The following is a 19,698-nucleotide window of genomic DNA, read 5'->3' on the forward strand; positions in this document are numbered from 1 at the left end:
GAGTATTGCCGTGAATCAGGATCTACAGGAACAGATCGGCGCCGACCCGTCGCTGCTGCTGGTCGATGACGACGAGAATTTCGTCAACCGCCTTGCGCGGGCCATGGAAAAGCGCGGTTTCCGCCCGATCAGCACCCGCAGCGTCTCCGAGGCAATGGAGGCCATCCGCAACGCGCCGCCCGCCTATGCGGTGATCGACCTGCGGCTTGAGGATGGCAGCGGGCTGGACGTGGTCGAGGCCCTGCGCGAGTCGCGCGAGGATGCCCGTATCATCGTGCTGACCGGCTATGGCGCCATCGCCACGGCAGTCGCGGCGGTGAAAATGGGCGCGACGGATTATCTTTCCAAGCCGGCTGACGCAACGGAAGTTACCGCCGCCCTGCTGAGTGCTGGCGAAGTTCTGCCACCGCCGCCAGAGAACCCGATGTCCGCCGATCGCGTGAGATGGGAACATATTCAACGGGTTTACGAGCAATGCGACCGGAATATTAGTGAAACGGCACGTCGTCTTCACATGCATCGTAGAACGCTTCAGCGGATTCTTGCCAAAAGAGAGCCGCGCTAAATACGATATGCAACTATTCTTTCCTATGCTAATTTAATTAGTGGTGGGACGGAATATGTTAAACATGGACGACAAAATGACTATTAACTTCGATAAGATGACCCTTAAGGAGATGCGCGATCTTCAGGGGCGGCTCGAGCGTGCGATCAGCTCGTTCGAAGACCGCAAGCGCCGCGAGGCGATGGCGGCCGTCGAGAATGTTGCGCGTGAACATGGTTTCAGTCTGACCGATCTGACGGGCGGAAAGATGAAGCGCGCCGGTACGGTGCCGCCGAAATACTCGAACCCCGGCGATCCGACGATGACCTGGACGGGCCGCGGCCGCAAACCGCGTTGGGTTCAAGAGAGTCTCAACAAGGGCAAGACTCTGGACGATTTGCTGATCTGAAATCGGTTGCGGGCCGCGAATCTGAGGGCGTGGCCCGGCTGATCCCTGCAATCTGTCCGAGGGTTCTGGACTGGATCAGGCTGGCATGTTGTCCAGCGCCGCGATCAATTCTGCATGTCGCGCCAACATTCCTGCCCGCACATCTGCGGGCGGACGTGGTGTGATGCGCAGGTCCGCAAAGCTCTTGTCGGGCAGCGGCCTGAAAAGCCTGTTGGCCTCGGTTTCGGAAAAGCCCGCGATTTGAACGGCCTCAAGCCAGGCGGAAATGCGATCCGCCTGCTTGATCTGCTTTTTGATCGAGGCGGGCAGAACCGCCGGCAATCCGAAACGGCGATGGATGGCCGCCGCGAGGCGTTCGTCCAATTGGCCATATTCGCAACCCAAAGCCGATTTCACCGGCGATATCATATCCCCAATTACATATTCCGGCGCATCATGCAGCAAGGCTGCAAGCTGCCAGCGCGGATGAACCGGAGATTGAATTCGGGTAAAGATCTGCTCGACCAGCAGCGAATGTTCGGCCACCGAATAGGCCCAATCGCCGCGCGTCTGGCCGTTCCAGCGCGCGACGAAAGCCAGCCCGTGGGCGATGTCCTCGATCTCGATATCGAAGGGGGTCGGGTCCAGAAGGTCAAGCCTGCGGCCCGACAGCATGCGCTGCCAGGCCCGGGGCTGGGAGGGTGGCGAGACGCGGGCCATCGGTGGCCTGCCCTGCGATCAGGAGAGTTTCTGGCCTTCGGACTGCGCCTGCGCGGCCTGTGCCTGGGCGCGGCGCGTCAGTTCCTGCCGGTAGAGCGCGACGAAATCGACCGGCTCCATGTTGAAGGGCGGGAAGCCGCCGTCGCGGGTCACGTCCGAGATGATGCGGCGCACGAAGGGGAACAGCATCCGCGGGCATTCGATCATCAGGAAGGGGTGCAGCTGGTCTTCCGGCACGCCCTCGATGTTGAAGACCCCGCCGTAATCCAGCTCGGCCAGGAACAGCGGCTGCTTGTCGCTGCCATTGACCGAAGTCACCTTGAACTTCGACAGCACTTCGTACTGGTTCTCGCTGCCGCGCTTGCGGGCGTCGAGGCTGACCTGCACGCTGATCTCGGGCTGGACCTCGCCCGAAGGGGCGCCTTTCTGGGCGACGACGTTCTCGAAGGACAGGTCACGGATGAACTGCGCAAGGATCTGCATCTTCACCGGCTGCGGGGCAGCGGCGGCCTGGGGTTCTGCGGTGGCGGCGTTGTTGGTTTCATCGGCCATGGTTCTGGCTCCTCATCAGCTGAAATCGATACGGATCACCGACCCGGTCTGGCCGAGGTTCTAGCAGCAGCTTTCCCGGGCCTCAATGCTGCGTCCAGCCCGAGGGCGGACGGGGGCCGGAACGCGGGGGCGCCTGCGGCAAATCGTCAGGCTCGACGACATAATCGGCATCGATCACGCCATCGTCATAGGGTGGGCGATGCGGCTCGTGCGGGCGCTGCGGACCCATGCCGACGCGCGTGACCTGCACGCGCTTGCCGATCTGGCCCATTGCCCAGTTGCGGAATCCCGGGATCAGCAGCAGGATGCCAAGCGTATCGGTGAAAAATCCGGGCGTCACCAGCAGCGCCCCGGCCAGAAGGATCATCGCGCCATGGGCGATCGGCGCCGTCGGATCGCGCAATTCGTTGAAACTGCGCTGGATCTCGATCCAGGCCTTGGTCCCCTGGCTGCGCATCAGCGCGGTGCCGACCACCGCCGACAGCAGCACCAGCGCCAGCGTGGGCCAAAGCCCGATCAGACCGCCGACCTGAATGAACAGCGCGATCTCGATGATCGGAATGGCGATGAACAGCCAGAAAAGCCACATGACGAAACTCCCTTGAGGGGTCTCGGAAACTGGACTTGGCGACCCCCAGCACCTACATAATAGCACAAGACGCCCATACCAACCGCCCTGTCCGAGAATTGAGGTCGAACGCATGTCCAACTCGCTGATCCAGCTGCTTGTTCTGGCCGGGATCGCCATCTTCCTGATCCTGCGGCTGCGGAACGTCCTGGGCACGCGCGATGGCTACGAGCCGCCCAAGGTCGAAACCCCGCCCGCCGGCTCGCGCCGCTTCGAGGTGATCGAGGGTAGCGCCGATCAGGTCGACAACGATATCGCCGATCATGCCGAGGCCGGCAGTCCCGCGGCGCTGGCATTGGCGCAGATGAAACGGGCCGAGCCGGGCTTCGGCGTGGGCGAGTTCCTCTCGGGCGCCAAGGGTGCCTATGAGATGATCCTGATGGCCTTCGAACGGGGCGACCTGTCCGATGTTCGGCCTTTCCTTGGCGAGAATGTCGCCGAGGCCTTCCAGTCGGTGATCGACCAGCGCAAGGCGCAGGGCCAGGTGGTCGAGGCGCAGTTCCTGGGCACGCGCGAAACCGCGCTGGCCGGCGCGAATTTCGATCCCGCGACCAGCGAGGGCGAGGTTTCGGTCCGCTTCGTGGGCGAGATGATTGCCGTGACCCGTGACGCCACGGGCGCGGTGGTTGACGGCGATCCGAAAGCCGCGCGCAAGCAGCGCGACGTCTGGACTTTTGCCCGCCGGATGGGTCAGGACGACCCGAACTGGCAACTGGTCGCGACCGGCTGATGACACGAAAGCGCGGGCTGACGAGCGAGGATCAGGAGATCTGGTCGCGCGTAGCCCGCACGGCGAAGCCGCTGCATCCCACGCTGAAGACACCGGCCCCACCGGCCCCGCCGCGCCCCGCCTCGGACCCTGTCCCGCGGGGCGTCGAGCGTTTCGAGCTCCAGCCCTTCCGTCTCGGCCAGACCTCGCGGCGCGCCACGGTGTCGGCCGAGGCGATCGGCCTCACCCCGGCCGAGCGGCTGGAGCAGCATCCCCTGCGCATGGACCCCAAGACCCACCGCAAGATGCGTCAGGGCAAGCTGCGCCCCGAGGCGCGGCTGGACCTGCATGGCATGACGCTGGCCGAGGCCCATCCCGAGCTGATGGGTTTCATCCTCAGGACCCATGCCACAGGCAAGCGGCTGGTGCTGGTCATCACCGGCAAGGGCCGGGGCGATCACGGCCCGCTGCCCACCCGCCCCGGCGCGCTGCGCCATCATGTGCCGATCTGGCTGCATCAGGCGCCGCTGGCCGGCGTGGTCCAGCAGGTGCAGGGCGCCCATCGCAGCCATGGCGGCGAGGGCGCCTATTACGTCTATCTCCGGCGATAGGCCTTACGGCGAGACCACGATCTGCGCCGCCTGCTGCACCCGGATCGCCGCCGCGCCGAAGGGATTCTGCGCGCTGCCGTAATTGCCCGAGAACATCCGCTCCAGCTCTTGCGCGCTGGACAGGATGCGGATCAGCGTGGGCGAGGTGGCGGCGTTGAAATGGCCGATGCCGGTGTTGAACCGGCTGACATCGACCAGCACCACGTCCAGATCGGCCACCGCCCGGGGGTCCTGCAGCGTCCCCAGCCGCAGGCTCTGGTTCGAGATAAGAGCCGACAGCCGCAGCGCCCGGTCGCTCTGCGAGGTGAAGATGAAGAAGGGCTGCGGCAGATCACCGATGGCCTTGGCCTGCGCCCGGAACACGTTCACGTTGATGTCCGGCGCCTGCAGCACCACGCCATCGAGCTCGTTCAGCACATCGCGCCGCCCGGTCAGCGCCAACTGCCGCAGGCTTTCCATTAACAGCTCTGCCCCCATGGAATGTGCCACAAGGATCAGCTTGCCGCGCCCGCGCGTGGCCGCCAGCGTCTGGATGGTCGTGACCAGATCGTCGCGCGAATACAGCAGGCTGTCCCGATCCGCCGCATAGGCCAGCGCCTTGGTATGCGAGACCCAGGAAAAATGCGTGCGGATGCCGGGGAATTTCAGGTCATGGGCGATCTGGGCATAGCGATAGACCCCCTCGCCATAGCTGGTGTTGAAGCCGTGGATGAACAGGATGATGTCGCTTTCCTGCGCCGGCCGCCCGGCCAGTTCCCGTTCGATCGCGGCGCGAAAGCCCTGCGGCCCGTCCAGCCGGTCGTCGGCAGTGACCAAGAACTCGCGGCGCGGGTCCGCTGTGCCATCGGTTTTCGGATAGCGCACGGTCCCCATCGCGCGATCCGGCGGTACCGAGACGTCGATGCGGTGAAAGCTCAGCCCGCGCGCGGGCTGGTTGTCAGGATTGCGGTTGCCCGCCACGAAAATCCGCTCGACCGTCCCGACAGAACCGGCGTTGCGATCAACCACCACCTCACCACGCGGCCCGCAGGCCGCCAGCACCAGAACCCCCAACACAGCAATCCAGCGCATGGCCTAAGCCCCCCGATTTTCTGATGAAAATCAGTTTGCCAGTTGCGCGGGATTCGGGGAAGCCCCGGTAATCTAGCGGTTGTAATTCGCCTTCGGTCCGGCGAACCACCAGATGATCAGCCCCAGCACCGGCAGGATGGCCACGATCGCGATCCAGACGATCTTCTTCACGGTCGATTCGTTGGTGTTGATGATCGAGGCGATGGCCCAGACATCGAGACAGAAGATGATGATGCCGAAGACATAATCCATGGAAGCGACCCTTATGCTGCGCGAAGGGTCAACACCCGCGACCCTCCGCCGGTTCCCTTAGAGGACATAGCGCGACAGGTCGGTCGAGCGCGACAGATCACCCAGGTGCTCTTCGACAAAGGCGCCGTCCACCGTGACCGTATCGCCGCCCCGGTCGGGTGCGGTGAAGGACAGGTCCTCGAACACCCGTTCGATCACGGTGTAAAGCCGGCGCGCGCCGATATTCTCGATTGCGCCATTCACTTCCGCCGCGATCCGGGCCAGCGCGGCGATGCCGTCATCGGTAAAGCCGACAGTGACCTGCTCGGTCGCCATCAGTGCAGTATATTGCCGGGTCAGAGCATTGTCGGTCTCGGTCAGGATGCGAATGAAATCGGCCTCGGTCAGGGCGCGCAGCTCGACCCGGATCGGCAGCCGGCCCTGAAGCTCCGGCAAAAGGTCCGAGGGTTTCGCCACATGGAACGCGCCCGAGGCGATGAAGAGGATATGGTCGGTTTTCACCGGGCCGTATTTGGTGCTGACCGTGGTGCCCTCGATCAGCGGCAGCAGGTCGCGCTGCACGCCCTCGCGGCTGACCTCGCCGCCCCGCGCCTCGCTGCGCGCAGCCACCTTGTCGATCTCGTCGATGAAGACGATGCCGTTCTCCTGCACCGCCTCCAGCGCCGCCGCCTTGACCGTGTCATCGTCCAGAAGCTTGTCGGCTTCTTCGGCAATCAGCAGCTCATAGCTTTCGGCCACCGTCACCTTGCGCCGCACCCGCCGCCCGCCAAAGGCCTTCATCAGCCCCGACAGGTCCATCATCCCGCCCATGCCACCGGGCTGGCCGGGAATGTCCATCATGCCGAGCGGGTTCGAGTTGTCCTGCACCTCAAGCTCGATGATGGTGTTGTCCAGCTCGCCCCGCTTCAGCTTGTCGCGGAACATCTGCCTTGTGCCGTCGCGGGCATCCTTGCCGGCCAGCGCCTCGATCACCCGCTCTTCGGCAGAGCTGTGGGCGCGGGCCTTCACATCCTCGCGCATCCGCTCGCGCGTCTCGATCAGCGCGGCATCGGTCAGGTCGCGGATGATCTGCTCCACGTCACGGCCGACATAGCCCACCTCGGTGAACTTGGTCGCCTCGACCTTGATGAAGGGCGCATTGGCCAGCTTGGCCAGCCGCCGGCTGATCTCGGTCTTGCCGACTCCGGTCGGCCCGATCATCAGGATGTTCTTCGGATACACCTCGTCGCGCAGGTCATCGCCCAGCTGCTTCCGGCGCCAGCGATTGCGCAGCGCCACCGCAACGGCGCGCTTGGCATCCTTCTGCCCGATGATGAAGCGGTCCAGCTCCGAGACGATTTCGCGGGGGGTCAGGTCGGTCATCTGTTCTGCCTTCTGAGGTTTCTGGGCAGATAGGTGGTCTGCGCTGTGATGTGAAGGGTTGTGCTGTGTATAAACGTACTGTATATACATTAAACCGGAAAGTCGCATATGACGTGCGTCATTCTCTGCAACAGAAGACGCGGAGGTAGCATGTCGAGTGATGAACAGCCGTTTGAATGGGATGAGAGAAAGCGCCTCATAACACTCGAGAAGCACGGGATCGATTTCGTTCGCGCAGCCCAGGTTCTTCTCGGTCAACATGTCGAGATCGACGCACACAGCGAAAGCGAACCGCGATATATGGCGATAGGTCTGGCCGAAGATCAGGTCATTTCGGTCGTATTCACCCGGCGCGACAGCGCGATCAGGATCATCACCGCACGGAGGGCGAGGCGAAATGAAAGAGAATATTTCCGGGCCCTATTCGGCGGATCAGATCCGCCAGATGAAGGACAAGACTGACTGGGACCGTCTCGCCCGTGAAGGCGATTTCGAAGGCGAGGATGAGGATGATTTCGAGGTGGACTGGTCCACCGCCCGTCTCGTCATCCCCGAGCCGAAGAAGGCGGTTTCCTTGCGCATCGACCCCGATGTGCTCGACTTCTTCAAGTCGCAGGGCAAGGGCTATCAGACCCGGATGAACGCGGTGCTGCGTGCCTATATGGATGCAAAGAAGGCCGGCTAGCTGCATCAGGCATGCCGGCATCTCCCCGGGGTGAGGCCCGGAACGGGCTGAGGGCGCAGCGCCCCCTCAGCCTTCCAGCACTTCCACCGTCAGCTTGCCATTGGTGTAGACGCAGATGTCCGCCGCGATCGCCATGGCCTTGCGGGCCACGGCCTCGGCGTCCAGGTCGCCCTCCATCAGCCCGCGGGCCGCGGCAAGGGCGAAATTCCCGCCCGAGCCGATGGCGGCCACGTCATGTTCCGGTTCCAGCACATCGCCCGCGCCGGTGACGACATAGATCTGCGCCCCGTCGGTGACGATCAGCATGGCTTCCAGGTTGCGCAGGTACTTGTCGGTGCGCCAGTCCTTGGCCAGATCGACACAGGCGCGCTGCAACTGGCCGGGAGCAGATTCCAGCTTCTTCTCCAGCCGCTCCAGCAGGGTAAAGGCATCGGCGGTCGAGCCGGCGAAGCCCACCACCACGTCGCGCCCGCCCGGCGTCAGCCGGCGCACCTTGCGCGCCGTGCCCTTCATCACCGTCTGGCCGACGCTGACCTGCCCGTCGCCTGCCACGACCACCTTGCCGCCACGCTTGACCGCAAGGATCGTGGTGCCATGCCAGCCGGGAAATTTGTCTTCCGCCATCAGGGGCCTCCGTATCTCTTGGGGCTGAAATATGAGCGCGGACCCGGCTTCGCAAGCCGCGCGGCTGGTCGGCACGCGGAAAGCATGGCATTGAGGGGGCCGACCCGGCCATTCAAAGCCATGCGAAGCCATGCCCGAACCGTTTGACCTGCGCCTCTACCTGCACCAGCCGATGCTGGGCAATGCGCGTCGCGGCAAGGTGAATTTCCTGCAGCGCCTGACCCGGTTGCTGGAAGGGCAGGGCTGGAGGGTGCAGATCCTGCCCACGGGCGAGGCTGCGCGCGAGGCGGCGCCGGATCAGCCCGGCTATGCGCTGTTCCATATGGAAAAGCCGACCCATGACCGCGCGCTGACCTTCCGCCGCAGCTATCACTATCCCTTCTGGCGCATCGAGCAGGTGGCCGAGCGCTGGCGCTGGCCGGTGGCCGAGGCCCGCTTCGATCCCGAGACCATCGATCCCGACGCCGCCCGTGCCTTTCACACCCGCCTTGCCGCCCGTGTCCTGCCGGGGCCCCCGCCCCGGCGCGGCGATCATGTTCTGATCCCGCTGCAGGGGCGCATCGCCGAGGCGCGATCGTTCCAGACCATGTCACCGCTCGACATGGTGGCGCGCGTGGCCGAGACGGGCCGGCCCGCAATCGCCACTCTGCATCCGAAGGAAACCTACATGCCCGAGGATCGCGCCGCACTGGATGCTCTCGCCCGTCGCCACCCGAACCTGACCATCGGCGGCAACACCGCGTCGCTCTTGCGCGACTGCGCCTTTGTCGCCACCCAGAACAGCGCCGTGGCCTTTGACGGCTATATCCTCAGCAAGCCTGCGGTCCTCTTCGGGCAGGTCGATTTCCACCATATCGGCCTGAACGTCGCTGATCTGGGCACCGGTTCCGCGCTGGCGGCTGCGGCGGATCATCGCCCGGATGTGGCGCGCTATCTCTTCTGGTTCCTGCGAGTGAATGCCATCAATATGTCTGCCCCCGATGCCGACCAGCAGATCGCCGCGGCCCTGCGCCGGGGCGGCTGGCCGGTTCATATGCCGGCCTAGGCGGATTTCTTCACAGCGGCTTGAACTGCCCTTCGCATTCGGCGTTATCCCCCTTACCTGCTGCCCTGAACAGATGACAGGATGATCCCCTTGCCGACCGAGACCCAAGCCACGGCCATCGGCCCGATCCTCTTTTTCCGCCGGCACGACGCGGATCGCGTGCATCTGGCCGCGCTGGTCGGCCGCCCCGACGCGGCTGGCGCGCCCGGACCGCTGCTGGCGGGGGGTGCCGAGATCGGCCCGAGGGAGTTGGGGCAGGTCGCCGGGCTGACCCTCTGGCGCTTCGATTTCGCGCTGTCGCCCGAGGATCGCGGCTATCACTTCGAGGGGCAGGATTACCCGGTCGTCACCGATCTGACCGGCGACATGCGCATCGCCTTCGTCTCGTGCAATGGCGAGGAAAACGGCGATCTCGACCGCGACGCGCCCGAGCGCAACGCCATGTGGGACCGGTTGGCAGCCGAGCATGCGGAAAACCCCTTCGCGCTGATGCTACAGGGGGGCGACCAGATCTATGCCGATGAGGTGACTCAGGACCATGTGCTGACCGAGGATTGGCCGGACTATGCCCCCGACAACCCGACCCCGGCGCAACTCGAGGACCTTCGCGCCCATCTGCGCCAGCGCTTTGCCGAGCGTTACCTGATGGTTCTGGGGGCCGAGGCCTACGCCCGGATTGCCGCACAGGTGCCAAGCCTGTCGGTCTGGGACGATCACGACATCTGTGACGGTTGGGGCTCACTGGCCGATGACCTGGCGAATTCGGCCGTCGGGCAGACGCTCTTCGATGTGGCGCGCGAGATGTATCTGTTGTTCCAGCATGCCGCGACCGAGGCCGATATCCCTGACCTCTTCATGGATCCGCATGGCACCAGCCTCGGCTGGGTGCGGCACCTGCCCGACCTGACGCTGATAGGTCCTGACCTCAGATCCGAACGCACGCGGCGGCGGATCATGGGGCCGGCGGGATGGGAGGCCTTCGACGCGCTGGAGCCGCGCGAGGGCCAGACCATCATGGTCTCCAGCGTGCCGCTGCTGGGGCCGCGCCTGTCGCTGATCGAGCGGCTGCTGCAGGTGATCCCGAAAATGCAGCATTACGAGGATGACCTGCGCGACCAGTGGCAAAGCCGCGCCCACCGGGCCGAGTGGCGGCGGATGCTGCGCGCGGTCCTGCGCCTGCGCGAGGCCGGGCCGCTGACGGTGGTTTCGGGCGAGATCCACGTGGCCACCCGCGCCGAGATGCTGCCCCGCGAAAGCCTGATCCACCAGCTGGTCGCCTCGGGCATCTCGCATCGGGCGCCGCCCAAGGCCTATGGCCGGGCGCTGGGGATGCTGGCCTACCTGGGCGAGGCACCGCTGAAGGAGCACCCGATCCGCAACCTGTTCCTGCCGGGCCAGAAGCAGCGCTATATCTCGCAGCGGAATTACCTGACGCTGGACCGCAAGTCCGGGCGATGGCAGGCGGTGTGGAACCTTGAGGAGAGCGGCAGGACGCCGCCGCTGGCGCTGTCGGAGTAAACAGCAAAACGCCGCCGGAGTTTCTTCCGACGGCGTTTCGATGACGACCGGTCAAAGGGTCAGATCGACTCTTCGATCCAGTTCTTCAGCGCGGCCTTGGGCGCGGCGCCCATGCGGTTCGAGATGACTTCGCCATCCTTGAACATGAACAGCGCCGGAATCCCGCGCACGCCCAGACCGGCGGCGGTGTCGGGGTTTTCGTCCACGTTCACCTTCACGATCTTGATCTTGCCGGCATATTCTTCCGACAGCTCTTCCAGCGACGGGCCGATCTGCTTGCAGGGGCCGCACCATTCGGCCCAGAAATCCACCAGGACCGGAGTATCGGCCTTGCGGACCTCGGCGTCGAACTGGGCGTCGGTGACGGGGCTGGTTGCCATGTTCTTGCTCCTTGAGCTTTGGGTGCCGGCAGGACCGGCGAAAGGGGTCTGTCTTGACAGCTAGGGTCGCGGCGGCACCGGGTCAAGGGCCGTGCTGGCCTGATCCAGCACCGCATCCGGCAGGGGCATCAGGCTGCGCGTGGCCGTCCACAGCACCGCCGCCTTGACCCGGTGGCCGGGATAGATCAGCCGCAGCGCCGCACGATAGGCCGCCATCTGCCGCAGGATCCCGAGCGGGGTCAGGGCTGGATCGGCGGGCACTTCGACATTCGATTTGTAATCAACCGCCAGCACCCGGTCCGGCCCGACGATCAGCCGGTCGATGCTGCCGTGAAGCGTGCCGATGCCCGGCAAGGGCGCGGTCAGACCGACCTCGGTCAGCACGGTCTCTCCCGGCCCCGGGGTCATGACCGCCGCCAGATCGGGCGCGCCGATGACCGCCTCGGCCTCGGCCAGCAACCCGGCCATTTCGTCGGCATCGGGCAAACCACCCTCGGCCCCGGCCAGTGCGGCGCGGGCGATGGCGGGCCAGTCTTCCGTGATCGAACCCGGCAGATGCTCCAGCAGCAAATGCAGCCTTGTGCCGCGCAGCATCGCGGCGTCGCGGTCGGCTTCCTCGCCGCTGCCGCCTGCGCCGCCCCCGCTGCCAATGGCCTTGGCCCCGCCAAGCGCCGTCGCGGCGACGGGTTGCGGCAGGCGCGTCGGGTTGGGCGGTCTTGTCCTGCTCCAGTCGGGTAGGGCGATGGCCGTTACCTCGGTGGTTTTGTCCGCCTCGGCCTCGACCGGCCAGTCGCCGAAACTCAGCCGCCGCGCCGTGCCGACCCCCTCGATCTCGATCGCGCTCTGCTCCAGCCCGGCGCGTTCGGCCCCGTCCGAGACCATGGCGTGCCAGCTGTCCAACCCCGCGCCGGTGTCACCCGCCGCAGCGACGATCAGCCAGCTTTCCGCCCGGGTCAGCCCGACATAGAGCAGCCGCCGCCGTTCCTCCTCGGCCCGCGCGGTCTGGGCGGCTACGGCATCCTCGACCGGCGCGCTGCGGCTCCCCTTGCTGCCGCGCCAGACGGTCGGGCCATCGGGCAGGGCGATGGTATAGCGATCGCCCGGCGGGCGGCGCTTGGCGGTATCGGGCAGGATCACCAGCGGGCTTTCCAGACCCTTGGCACCATGCACCGTCATGACCCGGATCAGGCCGCCCTCGCCGCTGCCGGCCTGCCGGCGCACCTCGACATCATCGCCCGTGAGCCAGACCAGAAAGCCGGTCAGCGTCGGCGTCTCTACGGTTTCATAGGCCAGCGCCTGCGACAGCAGCTCGGCAATGCCGTCCTCGGCCTCCTGCCCCAGCCTCGCCAGCAGCCGCGCCCGCCCGCCATGACGGATCAACAGGCGCGAGATCAGGTCATAGGGGCGCAAATAGCCGACTTTATCCATGAGATCGGTCAGAAGAGCATGAGCCTCGGCGTGATCCGATTCGCGCAGCCGTTCCCACAGGAATTCCCGCTTTCGACCCGCCGCCAGCCGGTAAAGTGCATCCTCGCTGAGGCCGAACAGCGGCGAGCGTAGGGCGGCGGCCAGCGACAGGTCGTCCTCGGGTGTATCCAGCACCGACAGCACGGCGCGGATGTCGCGCACCGCCAGTTCGGCGGCCAGTTTCAGCCGATCGGCCCCGGCGATGGGCAGGCTTGCGGCCTTGCAGGCCCGGATGATCTCGTCGAACAGGCCCTTGCCCTTGCGGCCCTGCACGAGGATCAGCACATCGCCGTAATCCAGCGGCCGGATGCGGCGCTGGCGAATATCGTGGAAGGGCGTGCCATGAATGGCCCTGATCTGGGCGGCGATGGCCTTGGCCAGCAATGTCTCGGCCGAGGGCGGCACTGGAGCGTCACCCGGCTGCCACCAGTCGGGCGGGTCCTCGGCCTCGGGTTCCACGACCGGCGGCCAAAGATCGACCCGACCGGGCAGACCCTCGTGAAAGGCGATGTGGCGCGCGCCCTCGCCCAGACCCTGGGCCGCCTCGCCCTCGAAGACCGCATCGACCAGCCGCAGGATCGCCGGCGACGAGCGGAAGGAATGCAAAAGCTCCCGCCGCTGCATCGGCGCCTCGACGGCGGCGAAGGCGTCGGCAAAGCGGTCGCGGCGGTCCTCAAACACCGCCACATCGGCGCCCTGGAAGGAATAGATCGACTGTTTCGGATCGCCCACCACGAACAGCGTCCGTTCGCGCGGCACCGCCCCGGCGCCGCTGGTGAATTCATCGGTCAGCCGCGCGATCACCCGCCATTGCTCGGGGCTGGTATCCTGCGCCTCGTCCACAAGGATATGGTCGATCCCGCCATCCAGCCGCCATAGCACCCATTGCGCCATGCTGGATTCCGACAGCAGCCCCGCCGCACGGCTGATCAGATCCTCGAAATCCAGCCAGCCATGGGCCAGCTTGCGGGCGTCATAGCGACGGGCGAACTCATGGGCAAAGCGGTGCAGCGCCAGCGTGCGCCGGGCCGAGGCAAGGGCGATCATCTGCCCCCGCGCATCCTGCACCCGCTCCATCAGCTCCTCGAGATCGGGCATCAGCCCGGCCGCCGCCCCGCGCTGCAGGCCCACGGCGGGGAACTTGCCCAGCTTCGCCGTCCCGGCATTCTCGCCCGACTTGTACAGCATCACATCGCAAAGCGTCGCCAGCGCCGCCATGTCCGGCTGGTCCCAGTCATGGCCGGCCAGCCGCTCGGCAATGCCGGCATCGGTCTTGTTGCTGCCCCGCATCAGCGGGATCAGCGCGCCGATGAGGTCCCGCTCGTCGCCGCTGAAGACTGCGGCCATGAGGCTCTCTTCATCTGCCCCTGCCGCCAGCCCCAGCGCCACCCAGAGCGCCGCCTGATCCGGCGGGGCCTCCGCCGCGCCCGGCGGTAGCGCCCTGACAAAACCGTCGAGATCATGCCCGCCATGCAAAGCGGTCAGGTCGGCGATGGCCGGGTGCATCTCCTCGGCCATTTCCTCGACGATCTCGGCCCTCAGAACCCTTGCGCTGCGGTCATCCAGTTCCGCAAAGCCAAGCGGCACCCCGGCCTCCAGCGGGAAGCGGCGCAGCAGCGCGGCGCAGAAGCTGTGGATGGTCTGCACCTTCAGCCCGCCCGGCGTCTCGATGGCCAGCGCGAACAGCCGCCGCGCCTCGGTCAGATCGGCGCTGCCTGCCTCGCCCAGATCGGCCAGCGCGCGGCGCAAGTCGGGCTCGGGCAGCATCGCCCATTCCCCCAGACGGCGCAGCAGCCGGTTCTGCATCTCGGTCGCGGCGGCCTTGGTATAGGTCAGGCACAGGATGCGCTCGGGCCTTGTGCCGCGCAGCAGCAGCCGCGCCACCCGGTCGGTCAGCACCCGCGTCTTGCCCGAGCCGGCATTGGCTGTCAGCCAGGTCGAGGCGGCGGGATCGGCAGAGCCGACCTGGTTGCGGGTCGCCTCATCCATCCTCGCCCACCTTCTCCGGGCGGGCGGCGTCCGACAGATCCCATTCCCCCAGCCGCGCCAGATGGTCGTAATCGCCGCCAAAGCGGCCCGGATCGCCGGCGCGCTGCGCCGCAAATCCGACCTCGCCCGACAGGTAAGCGCGGATCAGGGCGACGAAATGATCCCAGAATTCGCCTTTCAGGTCATCGGGCAGGCTGCGGGCATGCGTCTTACCGTCGCCGCCCAGCTGGATATAGCTGATCCCCGCCACCTCGACCGGGCCGATCTGGTCAAAGCTGCCATCGGTGGCCATGACGGCTTCCAGCAGCAGTTGTTTATCGCTGGCGAGGATATCCTTCTGGGATGGGGGTGCGCCGGACTTGTAGTCATAGACCATCGCCCGCCCGTCCAGCAGCAGGTCGATCCGGTCGGGCTTGGCGGTCAGCTTCAACCCGGTATCGGCCACCGCCATCTCGCGCTTGCGTTCGATGACCTTCGGCTCGCCCTGCGCCAGCCGCGCCAGTTCATCAGTGACCAGCTGATCGGCAATGCCGGTGATCCGCGCCAGCCAGAAGGCCCGGGCCGAGGGCCAGGGCACCTCAGCCTCCAGCACCGTGGCGGCGATCTCCAGCAGCCGCGCGCGCAGTTCCTCGGGCGCCGTGTCGGCGGTCGGGCGGCTTTCCAGAAGCTTCTGGACGATGCTGTGCAAGACGGTGCCGCGCAGCAGGGCATCCGGTTCGGGGCGCAGCGGATCGAGCGATGCGAGGCCCAGCACCCGCTTGGCATAGATGGCATAGGGATCGCGGATCAGGCGCGAGACATCGGTGGCCGACAGTTCGCTCAGCGCCGGGGCCGGCGGGATCGGCGCGGGGCGCGGGGCCGGGGCCTCGCGGGTCTCGGGCCGGGCCAGTGCGGTGGTCAGGTCCAGCCAGTGCTGGCCGCGTTGCCGCATGGCCCGCAGCGCGTCCTTGCCGCCCTGATCCGGCAATCCGTCCAGCAGGTTCGTCAGCCGGTTCAGCCAGCGCGAAGGGATGGTTTCCGCCGTGTCATCCCGCCGGGCGCGGGTCAGGATGACGCTTTCAGCCCCCATGCCCTGCTGGAAGTCATGGGCGGCAAGGCCGATGCGGCGCTCTGGCAGGGTCAGGCCGGCATCCAGCCGCATCTGCCGCGACAGCCACGGGTCGGGCGACAGCGATTGCGGCCAGCCGCCCTCGTTCAGCCCGGCCAGGATCACCGCGCCATGGGCATGGGTCCGCGCCTCGCGCGGGCCGCGAAAGCGCACCATCGGGTGATAGATCAGATCGACCCGGACCGCCTGCGCATGCATCTCGGTGAACAGCAGATCGGCGAAATCGCCCGGCCGCATCGGCGGGCCGGCGGCGGCATGGTCCTGCAGATGCAGCATCAGCGCGCGGGCCTTGCCGCCGGAATCCTTGGCCCAGAGCACCGAGGTTTCCGCATCGCCCCCCGGACCGGCGGCCAGCGCCCGGGCCAGATCCAGATGGTCGCGGACCCGGTCGGCCAAGGGTCGCGGCGCGCGATCACGGGCCAGCGGCTCGATCCGGTCCAGCATCCCCGCCAGCCAGTCAGCCCAGTGCTTGCGCATCTCGTCGCCCTTGGCGCCCCAGTTGCGCAGCGCCTCGCCACCCGGGAAGACCGGCCCCTCGCGGCGCAGCTTCAGTTCCAGATCGCGGGTCAGGCGCAGCTGGTCATTGCGGCCAAGGGTTTCCGATCCGGTCCCCGTGACCGGATGTTTCAGCAGCGCCAGCAGCGCGTCGATGGTCAAGGGCTGGCCGAACAGCTGCGCCACCTGCCGCAGGAACAGGCCGGAAGCCGTCAGGCTCAGCGGCTGGCCGGCGCTGTTGTCGGGCACGATCTGCCAGCGGTCCAGCGCCGCCGCCACACGGCGCACCAGCCCGCCATCGGCCGAGATCAGCGTCATCGGCTGATCGTCCTCGACCGCCTTGCGCAGGATCAGGGCAATGGCCTCGGCCTCCTGCCCCGGCGTCTCGGCCTCGATCAGTGTCAGATCAGCGGTTGCCGGGGTCAGATCGCCAAGCGCCGGGCCATCGGCGATCCACTGGTCGGTGACCGGCGCCGGGCGCAGGGCGAGCGACAGAAGCGCATTTCGCGCGGGCGATGGGGCGCGGCTGTCGGTCCAGCGTTGCGGATAGCCCGCCGCCCGGATCAGCGGCGCGAAGCGCGCTTGCGGGTGATCCTCGGCATGGGCATCAAGCCCGTCCCAGATCGCCTGCGGCTGGTCGAAATCGAAGCCCGGCAGCACCACCGCCCCGTTGGGCAGCGCCGCCACCGCCTGCATGAAGAGCCGCGTCGCCCCGTGCGAGCCGGTCGAGCCCGCGACGATCACCGGCCCGTCCGGCAGGTCCAGCCCCTCGGCCCAGTGCCGCACGAAGCCCTCGGCGGCGAGGCGCTGGCGGGCGGGCCGGTCCTGCGGCGGCTCGGCCAGATAGAAATTCGCCGCGATCTGCAGGAAATCCAGCGCATTCTGCCAGTGCTTCGCGTGTTCGCCCGCATCGATCAGGCTCAGCGCATCGGGGCTGCAGCCCTCGGTCTGCATCTCGGTCATCAGTTCCGACAGCGATTGCGCCAGATCGGGGATGGAATGACCTGCCCCCAGATCGGGCAGCTGGTCCAAGAGATGCGCCACCAGCCGCCCCAGCTGCAGCCGCCGCGCCAGCGGTGCCGCCAGCGGCCCATGGCTGTTCGCCGGACCCGCGCCCAGATCGGTGACGATGCGCAGGCGCGGCAACAGCAACGGGCCGCGCGCGTCGAAGGCCTCGGTCAGCGCGGTCAGGGTGCGGCCGGAATTGGCATAGATGGTGGCGCGGGCCATGGCCTCGGGCGGCTGGCCCGCCATCCGCTGCAGGAAGCCCGCGACGAATTCGCGGGCGAAATCGACGCCCGGCGGCAGGGCGTAGAGGCCGGGCGGAAACTCACCCGCCATTCAGCATTGCCTCGGCCAGGGGAATGGTCTCGGGCCGGCCCAGATCGCACCAGCTGCCGGGATGGATCAGCCCGAAAGCGCGGCCCTCGGGGATCAGCCGGTCCCAGAGCAGGTTCAGCGAAAACACCGTGTCGGGCAGCTCGGCCAGCCGGTCGGGGTTCAGCATCTGTACCCCGCCATAGACCAGATCGCCCTTGCGGCTGATCCGGCCAGCCCCATCGATGCCGAAATCGCCCGCGCCCACCCGGCCACGGGTCTGCGCCAAGGGCACCAGCATCAGCAGCGCGTCCATCCGCGCGGGATCCCAGGCCGCGCGCAGGGCGGCCACCGGGTTCGGCCCCGTCCAGATGACATCGGGGTTCAGCGTCAGAACCGGCCCCTGCCCCAGCATCGGCAGCGCCTTTTTCAGCCCGCCGCCGGTTTCGAGGATCAGATCCGCCTCGTCGCTGATCGCCACATCCTGCCCGGCGAGATGATCGGCGATCATCTGGCCGAGGTAATGGGTGTTCACCACCACTGGCCCCGCCCCTCCAGCACGCGCGAGATCCAGCGCCCGGTCCAAGAGCGTCTGGCCGCCGACCTCGATCAGCGGTTTCGGGCGGCTGTCGGTCAGCGGGCGCATCCGTGTGCCCAGACCCGCCGCGAACAGCATCAGGGGCGTCAGCGGGCGGTCGTCTGGCATCGGGCGGCGATCCTGTCGGCGATATCGGGCGTGGGTGCGGGGAAAGACTTCACGATTGCGGCCAGGGGCGCAAGGGCGGGATGGGCCAGATCGCGCAGGATATAGGCCCAGACCCGCGGCATGAAGTCCAGATAACGGGTCTTGCCGTCGCGCAGCGCCAGCCGGGCAAAGATGCCCATGATCCGCAGGTTCCGCTGCGCGCCGAGCAGCGCATAGGCGGCTGCAAAGCGGTCGGCATCCAGTCCCGTCGCGTCCAGATAGCGCCGGATCATCTTGGCCTCGATCGCCGGGTCCACGTCTTGCCGCGCGTCCTGCAGCGCCGAGACCAGATCATAGGCCGGATGGCAGGCCACCGCGTCTTGGAAATCGAGGAGGCCAAGCGGCGCCTCGCCGCGCCAGATCAGGTTCTCGGCGTGGAAATCGCGCAGGGAAAGCACCGGCGGCAGGTCGGCGCAAAGCTCTGTGTGCAGGTTCTCGACGATCCCGGCGATGGCCTGCGCGGGGGTCGGGTCACTGCCCACCGCCTCCGGATACCAGTCCGCGAACATCCCGACCTGCCGGGCCAGTTCCGGGCCGTCGAGCGCCATCACTGCAGGCGGCCGGTGCTGGTGCAGATCGACCAGCAGATCGGTGATGCGGGCATAGATCGGCTCGGCCATTCCGGGTTCACGCTCCAGCACCCGGGCGACCAGATCATCGCCCAGATCCTGCATCAGCAGCAGCCCGGCACCGGCATCCTCGGCCACAACCTCAGGCGCCAGAAAGCCGCGATCCCTGAGCCAGCCGGTCATCGCCAGATAGGCCGTGATGCTGCCCGGCGGGGCATCATCCATCAGCACGGCACTGTCCTCACCCCGAACCAGCCGAAAATAGCGCCGGGCCGAGGCATCGCCGGCCAATGGCGTGACCCGCGCGTCACCCCAGCCCGCCTGATTTACAAACTGCGCCCGTTCCACCGCGCGGGCGAGATCGGGCCAGTCCTCGGCCCGGCCATGCAGGGAAATGCTGCGCAGATCCGGACCCTCATTGGCCAGCCGCAGCCACAACGCATCCTCGGGCGCGCGGCCCATGCGGTCGGGCCATTCGATCAGCGTGATCGCCTCGGCCATGGCCTCGTCCAGCCCCAGCTCGTCCAGTTCCGACATGTCGCCAAGGCGGTAGAGGTCGGCATGCCAGATCTCGGTTCCCATCGGATCGGCATAGGTCTGGACCAGCGTGAAGGTCGGGCTGGGCACATCCTCGGCCATCTCGCCCTGGCGGGCCTGAATGAAGGCGCGGGCGAAATGGGTCTTGCCCGCGCCGACCGGGCCGTCGAGCAGGATCATCTGGCCGGGGCGCAGCTGTGCCGCCAGCATCCGGGCAAGGGCCGAGGTCATCGCCGCGTCGGCGGTCAGGGTGGCAAGCGTCTCCATGCTCCGGGTTCTAGCGGCTCGCGCGGGGCGAGGAAATGGGCCCCCGAAAACGACTGGCGAGATTGTCTCGCGGGAACGTCAATGGGCAGTCCCGCGAAAACCGCTATCCTGCCCG

The 19,698-nt window shown here is 66.9% G+C and carries 20 protein-coding genes; 8 read left to right on the forward strand and 12 right to left on the reverse strand.

The features are described 5' to 3' along the window. The first annotated feature begins 10 nt into the window (after positions 1-10). Together Q1A36_RS08540 and Q1A36_RS08545 are read left to right on the forward strand one after the other, a co-directional pair. Positions 11-565 (forward strand): ActR/PrrA/RegA family redox response regulator transcription factor, encoded by a 555-nt coding sequence (locus Q1A36_RS08540; protein ID WP_299842096.1) that lies wholly within the window; start codon positions 11-13, stop codon positions 563-565. A 64-nt stretch (positions 566-629) separates the two neighbouring features. Next, complete coding sequence (locus Q1A36_RS08545; RefSeq protein ID WP_332872934.1) at positions 630-953, forward strand: H-NS histone family protein; 324 nt, start codon at positions 630-632, stop codon at positions 951-953. A gap of 75 nt (positions 954-1,028) precedes the next feature. Here the strand turns inward: Q1A36_RS08545 and Q1A36_RS08550 are convergent, their stop codons facing one another. From Q1A36_RS08550 to Q1A36_RS08560, 3 genes are all read right to left on the reverse strand, one after another. After that, a complete protein-coding gene (locus Q1A36_RS08550) occupies positions 1,029-1,652 on the reverse strand; it encodes an HD family hydrolase (protein ID WP_299842099.1) in 624 nt (207 codons plus the stop codon). An 18-nt stretch (positions 1,653-1,670) separates the two neighbouring features. Beyond that, positions 1,671-2,204: a protein-export chaperone SecB gene (secB, locus tag Q1A36_RS08555; RefSeq protein ID WP_101753157.1), complete on the reverse strand. Its 534-nt coding sequence runs from the start codon at positions 2,202-2,204 to the stop codon at positions 1,671-1,673. Positions 2,205-2,286: 82 nt separating this feature from the next. After that, the gene (locus Q1A36_RS08560) at positions 2,287-2,793 is read right to left on the reverse strand and encodes an FxsA family protein (protein ID WP_299842102.1); all 507 of its coding nucleotides are present in this window, start codon (positions 2,791-2,793) and stop codon (positions 2,287-2,289) included. Between the two features lie 112 nt (positions 2,794-2,905). Between Q1A36_RS08560 and Q1A36_RS08565 the strand changes: the two genes are divergently transcribed. Both Q1A36_RS08565 and Q1A36_RS08570 read left to right on the forward strand, forming a co-directional pair. Continuing rightward, positions 2,906-3,562: a Tim44/TimA family putative adaptor protein gene (locus tag Q1A36_RS08565; protein WP_299842106.1), complete on the forward strand. Its 657-nt coding sequence runs from the start codon at positions 2,906-2,908 to the stop codon at positions 3,560-3,562. Further along, the gene (locus tag Q1A36_RS08570; protein WP_299842109.1) at positions 3,562-4,152 is read left to right on the forward strand and encodes a Smr/MutS family protein; all 591 of its coding nucleotides are present in this window, start codon (positions 3,562-3,564) and stop codon (positions 4,150-4,152) included. The genes Q1A36_RS08565 and Q1A36_RS08570 overlap by 1 nt, the downstream gene beginning before the upstream one ends. Before the next feature lie 3 nt (positions 4,153-4,155). On the opposite strand, the gene Q1A36_RS08575 is transcribed toward Q1A36_RS08570, so the two are convergent. The 3 genes from Q1A36_RS08575 to hslU all read right to left on the reverse strand — a co-directional run bounded on the left by Q1A36_RS08575 (position 4,156) and on the right by hslU (position 6,837). Continuing rightward, positions 4,156-5,223 (reverse strand): alpha/beta fold hydrolase, encoded by a 1,068-nt coding sequence (locus Q1A36_RS08575; protein ID WP_299842112.1) that lies wholly within the window; start codon positions 5,221-5,223, stop codon positions 4,156-4,158. A 72-nt stretch (positions 5,224-5,295) separates the two neighbouring features. Further along, positions 5,296-5,475, reverse strand: coding sequence for a PLD nuclease N-terminal domain-containing protein (locus tag Q1A36_RS08580; RefSeq protein ID WP_299842115.1), 180 nt, complete (start codon positions 5,473-5,475; stop codon positions 5,296-5,298). A 57-nt stretch (positions 5,476-5,532) separates the two neighbouring features. Then, positions 5,533-6,837, reverse strand: coding sequence for an ATP-dependent protease ATPase subunit HslU (gene hslU / locus Q1A36_RS08585; protein ID WP_299842118.1), 1,305 nt, complete (start codon positions 6,835-6,837; stop codon positions 5,533-5,535). A 150-nt stretch (positions 6,838-6,987) separates the two neighbouring features. Here hslU and Q1A36_RS08590 point away from each other — a divergent pair, with 150 nt between their 5' ends. After that, complete coding sequence (locus tag Q1A36_RS08590) at positions 6,988-7,299, forward strand: BrnT family toxin (RefSeq protein WP_299842121.1); 312 nt, start codon at positions 6,988-6,990, stop codon at positions 7,297-7,299. Next, entirely contained in the window at positions 7,283-7,522 is a 240-nt protein-coding gene (locus tag Q1A36_RS08595; protein WP_299842124.1) for a BrnA antitoxin family protein, read from the forward strand. Before Q1A36_RS08590 ends, Q1A36_RS08595 begins: the two co-directional genes overlap by 17 nt. A gap of 66 nt (positions 7,523-7,588) precedes the next feature. On the opposite strand, the gene hslV is transcribed toward Q1A36_RS08595, so the two are convergent. Next, entirely contained in the window at positions 7,589-8,146 is a 558-nt protein-coding gene (gene hslV / locus Q1A36_RS08600) for an ATP-dependent protease subunit HslV (protein ID WP_101753165.1), read from the reverse strand. A 130-nt stretch (positions 8,147-8,276) separates the two neighbouring features. Here hslV and Q1A36_RS08605 point away from each other — a divergent pair, with 130 nt between their 5' ends. Beyond that, positions 8,277-9,191, forward strand: a complete 915-nt coding sequence (locus tag Q1A36_RS08605; protein WP_299842130.1) for a hypothetical protein — start codon at positions 8,277-8,279, stop codon at positions 9,189-9,191. Between the two features lie 81 nt (positions 9,192-9,272). Further along, positions 9,273-10,709 (forward strand): alkaline phosphatase D family protein, encoded by a 1,437-nt coding sequence (locus Q1A36_RS08610; protein ID WP_299842133.1) that lies wholly within the window; start codon positions 9,273-9,275, stop codon positions 10,707-10,709. Between the two features lie 59 nt (positions 10,710-10,768). Here Q1A36_RS08610 and trxA read toward each other — a convergent pair whose 3' ends face one another. Genes trxA through tsaE form a run of 5 tightly spaced genes read right to left on the reverse strand, consistent with a single transcriptional unit; the run spans position 10,769 to position 19,583 of the window. Further along, positions 10,769-11,089, reverse strand: a complete 321-nt coding sequence (trxA, locus tag Q1A36_RS08615; RefSeq protein ID WP_101753168.1) for a thioredoxin — start codon at positions 11,087-11,089, stop codon at positions 10,769-10,771. A gap of 60 nt (positions 11,090-11,149) precedes the next feature. Then, a complete protein-coding gene (addA, locus tag Q1A36_RS08620; RefSeq protein ID WP_299842137.1) occupies positions 11,150-14,545 on the reverse strand; it encodes a double-strand break repair helicase AddA in 3,396 nt (1,131 codons plus the stop codon). Continuing rightward, positions 14,538-17,489: a double-strand break repair protein AddB gene (gene addB, locus Q1A36_RS08625; RefSeq protein ID WP_299842140.1), complete on the reverse strand. Its 2,952-nt coding sequence runs from the start codon at positions 17,487-17,489 to the stop codon at positions 14,538-14,540. The genes addA and addB overlap by 8 nt, the downstream gene beginning before the upstream one ends. Then, the gene (locus Q1A36_RS08630; protein WP_299842143.1) at positions 17,479-18,171 is read right to left on the reverse strand and encodes a nucleotidyltransferase family protein; all 693 of its coding nucleotides are present in this window, start codon (positions 18,169-18,171) and stop codon (positions 17,479-17,481) included. Before Q1A36_RS08630 ends, addB begins: the two co-directional genes overlap by 11 nt. Continuing rightward, the gene (tsaE, locus tag Q1A36_RS08635; protein ID WP_299842146.1) at positions 18,150-19,583 is read right to left on the reverse strand and encodes a tRNA (adenosine(37)-N6)-threonylcarbamoyltransferase complex ATPase subunit type 1 TsaE; all 1,434 of its coding nucleotides are present in this window, start codon (positions 19,581-19,583) and stop codon (positions 18,150-18,152) included. The genes Q1A36_RS08630 and tsaE overlap by 22 nt, the downstream gene beginning before the upstream one ends. Between the last annotated feature and the right edge of the window lie 115 nt (positions 19,584-19,698).

The organism is uncultured Paracoccus sp., from assembly GCF_947487305.1.
Classification (GTDB): domain Bacteria; phylum Pseudomonadota; class Alphaproteobacteria; order Rhodobacterales; family Rhodobacteraceae; genus Paracoccus.

What these genes read in the sequence shown, in the direction of transcription:
- Q1A36_RS08545 (WP_332872934.1), top strand. Translation starts at nt 630, where the DNA reads ATGGACGACAAAATGACTATTAACTTCGATAAGATGACCCTTAAGGAG.
- hslU (WP_299842118.1), bottom strand. Translation starts at nt 6,837, where the DNA reads ATGACCGACCTGACCCCCCGCGAAATCGTCTCGGAGCTGGACCGCTTC.
- Q1A36_RS08605 (WP_299842130.1), top strand. Translation starts at nt 8,277, where the DNA reads ATGCCCGAACCGTTTGACCTGCGCCTCTACCTGCACCAGCCGATGCTG.
- secB (WP_101753157.1), bottom strand. Translation starts at nt 2,204, where the DNA reads ATGGCCGATGAAACCAACAACGCCGCCACCGCAGAACCCCAGGCCGCC.
- Q1A36_RS08550 (WP_299842099.1), bottom strand. Translation starts at nt 1,652, where the DNA reads ATGGCCCGCGTCTCGCCACCCTCCCAGCCCCGGGCCTGGCAGCGCATG.
- Q1A36_RS08630 (WP_299842143.1), bottom strand. Translation starts at nt 18,171, where the DNA reads ATGCCAGACGACCGCCCGCTGACGCCCCTGATGCTGTTCGCGGCGGGT.
- Q1A36_RS08575 (WP_299842112.1), bottom strand. Translation starts at nt 5,223, where the DNA reads ATGCGCTGGATTGCTGTGTTGGGGGTTCTGGTGCTGGCGGCCTGCGGG.
- Q1A36_RS08595 (WP_299842124.1), top strand. Translation starts at nt 7,283, where the DNA reads ATGAAGGACAAGACTGACTGGGACCGTCTCGCCCGTGAAGGCGATTTC.
- Q1A36_RS08610 (WP_299842133.1), top strand. Translation starts at nt 9,273, where the DNA reads ATGATCCCCTTGCCGACCGAGACCCAAGCCACGGCCATCGGCCCGATC.
- addA (WP_299842137.1), bottom strand. Translation starts at nt 14,545, where the DNA reads ATGGATGAGGCGACCCGCAACCAGGTCGGCTCTGCCGATCCCGCCGCC.
- addB (WP_299842140.1), bottom strand. Translation starts at nt 17,489, where the DNA reads ATGGCGGGTGAGTTTCCGCCCGGCCTCTACGCCCTGCCGCCGGGCGTC.
- Q1A36_RS08565 (WP_299842106.1), top strand. Translation starts at nt 2,906, where the DNA reads ATGTCCAACTCGCTGATCCAGCTGCTTGTTCTGGCCGGGATCGCCATC.
- hslV (WP_101753165.1), bottom strand. Translation starts at nt 8,146, where the DNA reads ATGGCGGAAGACAAATTTCCCGGCTGGCATGGCACCACGATCCTTGCG.
- trxA (WP_101753168.1), bottom strand. Translation starts at nt 11,089, where the DNA reads ATGGCAACCAGCCCCGTCACCGACGCCCAGTTCGACGCCGAGGTCCGC.
- tsaE (WP_299842146.1), bottom strand. Translation starts at nt 19,583, where the DNA reads ATGGAGACGCTTGCCACCCTGACCGCCGACGCGGCGATGACCTCGGCC.
- Q1A36_RS08560 (WP_299842102.1), bottom strand. Translation starts at nt 2,793, where the DNA reads ATGTGGCTTTTCTGGCTGTTCATCGCCATTCCGATCATCGAGATCGCG.
- Q1A36_RS08590 (WP_299842121.1), top strand. Translation starts at nt 6,988, where the DNA reads ATGTCGAGTGATGAACAGCCGTTTGAATGGGATGAGAGAAAGCGCCTC.
- Q1A36_RS08580 (WP_299842115.1), bottom strand. Translation starts at nt 5,475, where the DNA reads ATGGATTATGTCTTCGGCATCATCATCTTCTGTCTCGATGTCTGGGCC.
- Q1A36_RS08570 (WP_299842109.1), top strand. Translation starts at nt 3,562, where the DNA reads ATGACACGAAAGCGCGGGCTGACGAGCGAGGATCAGGAGATCTGGTCG.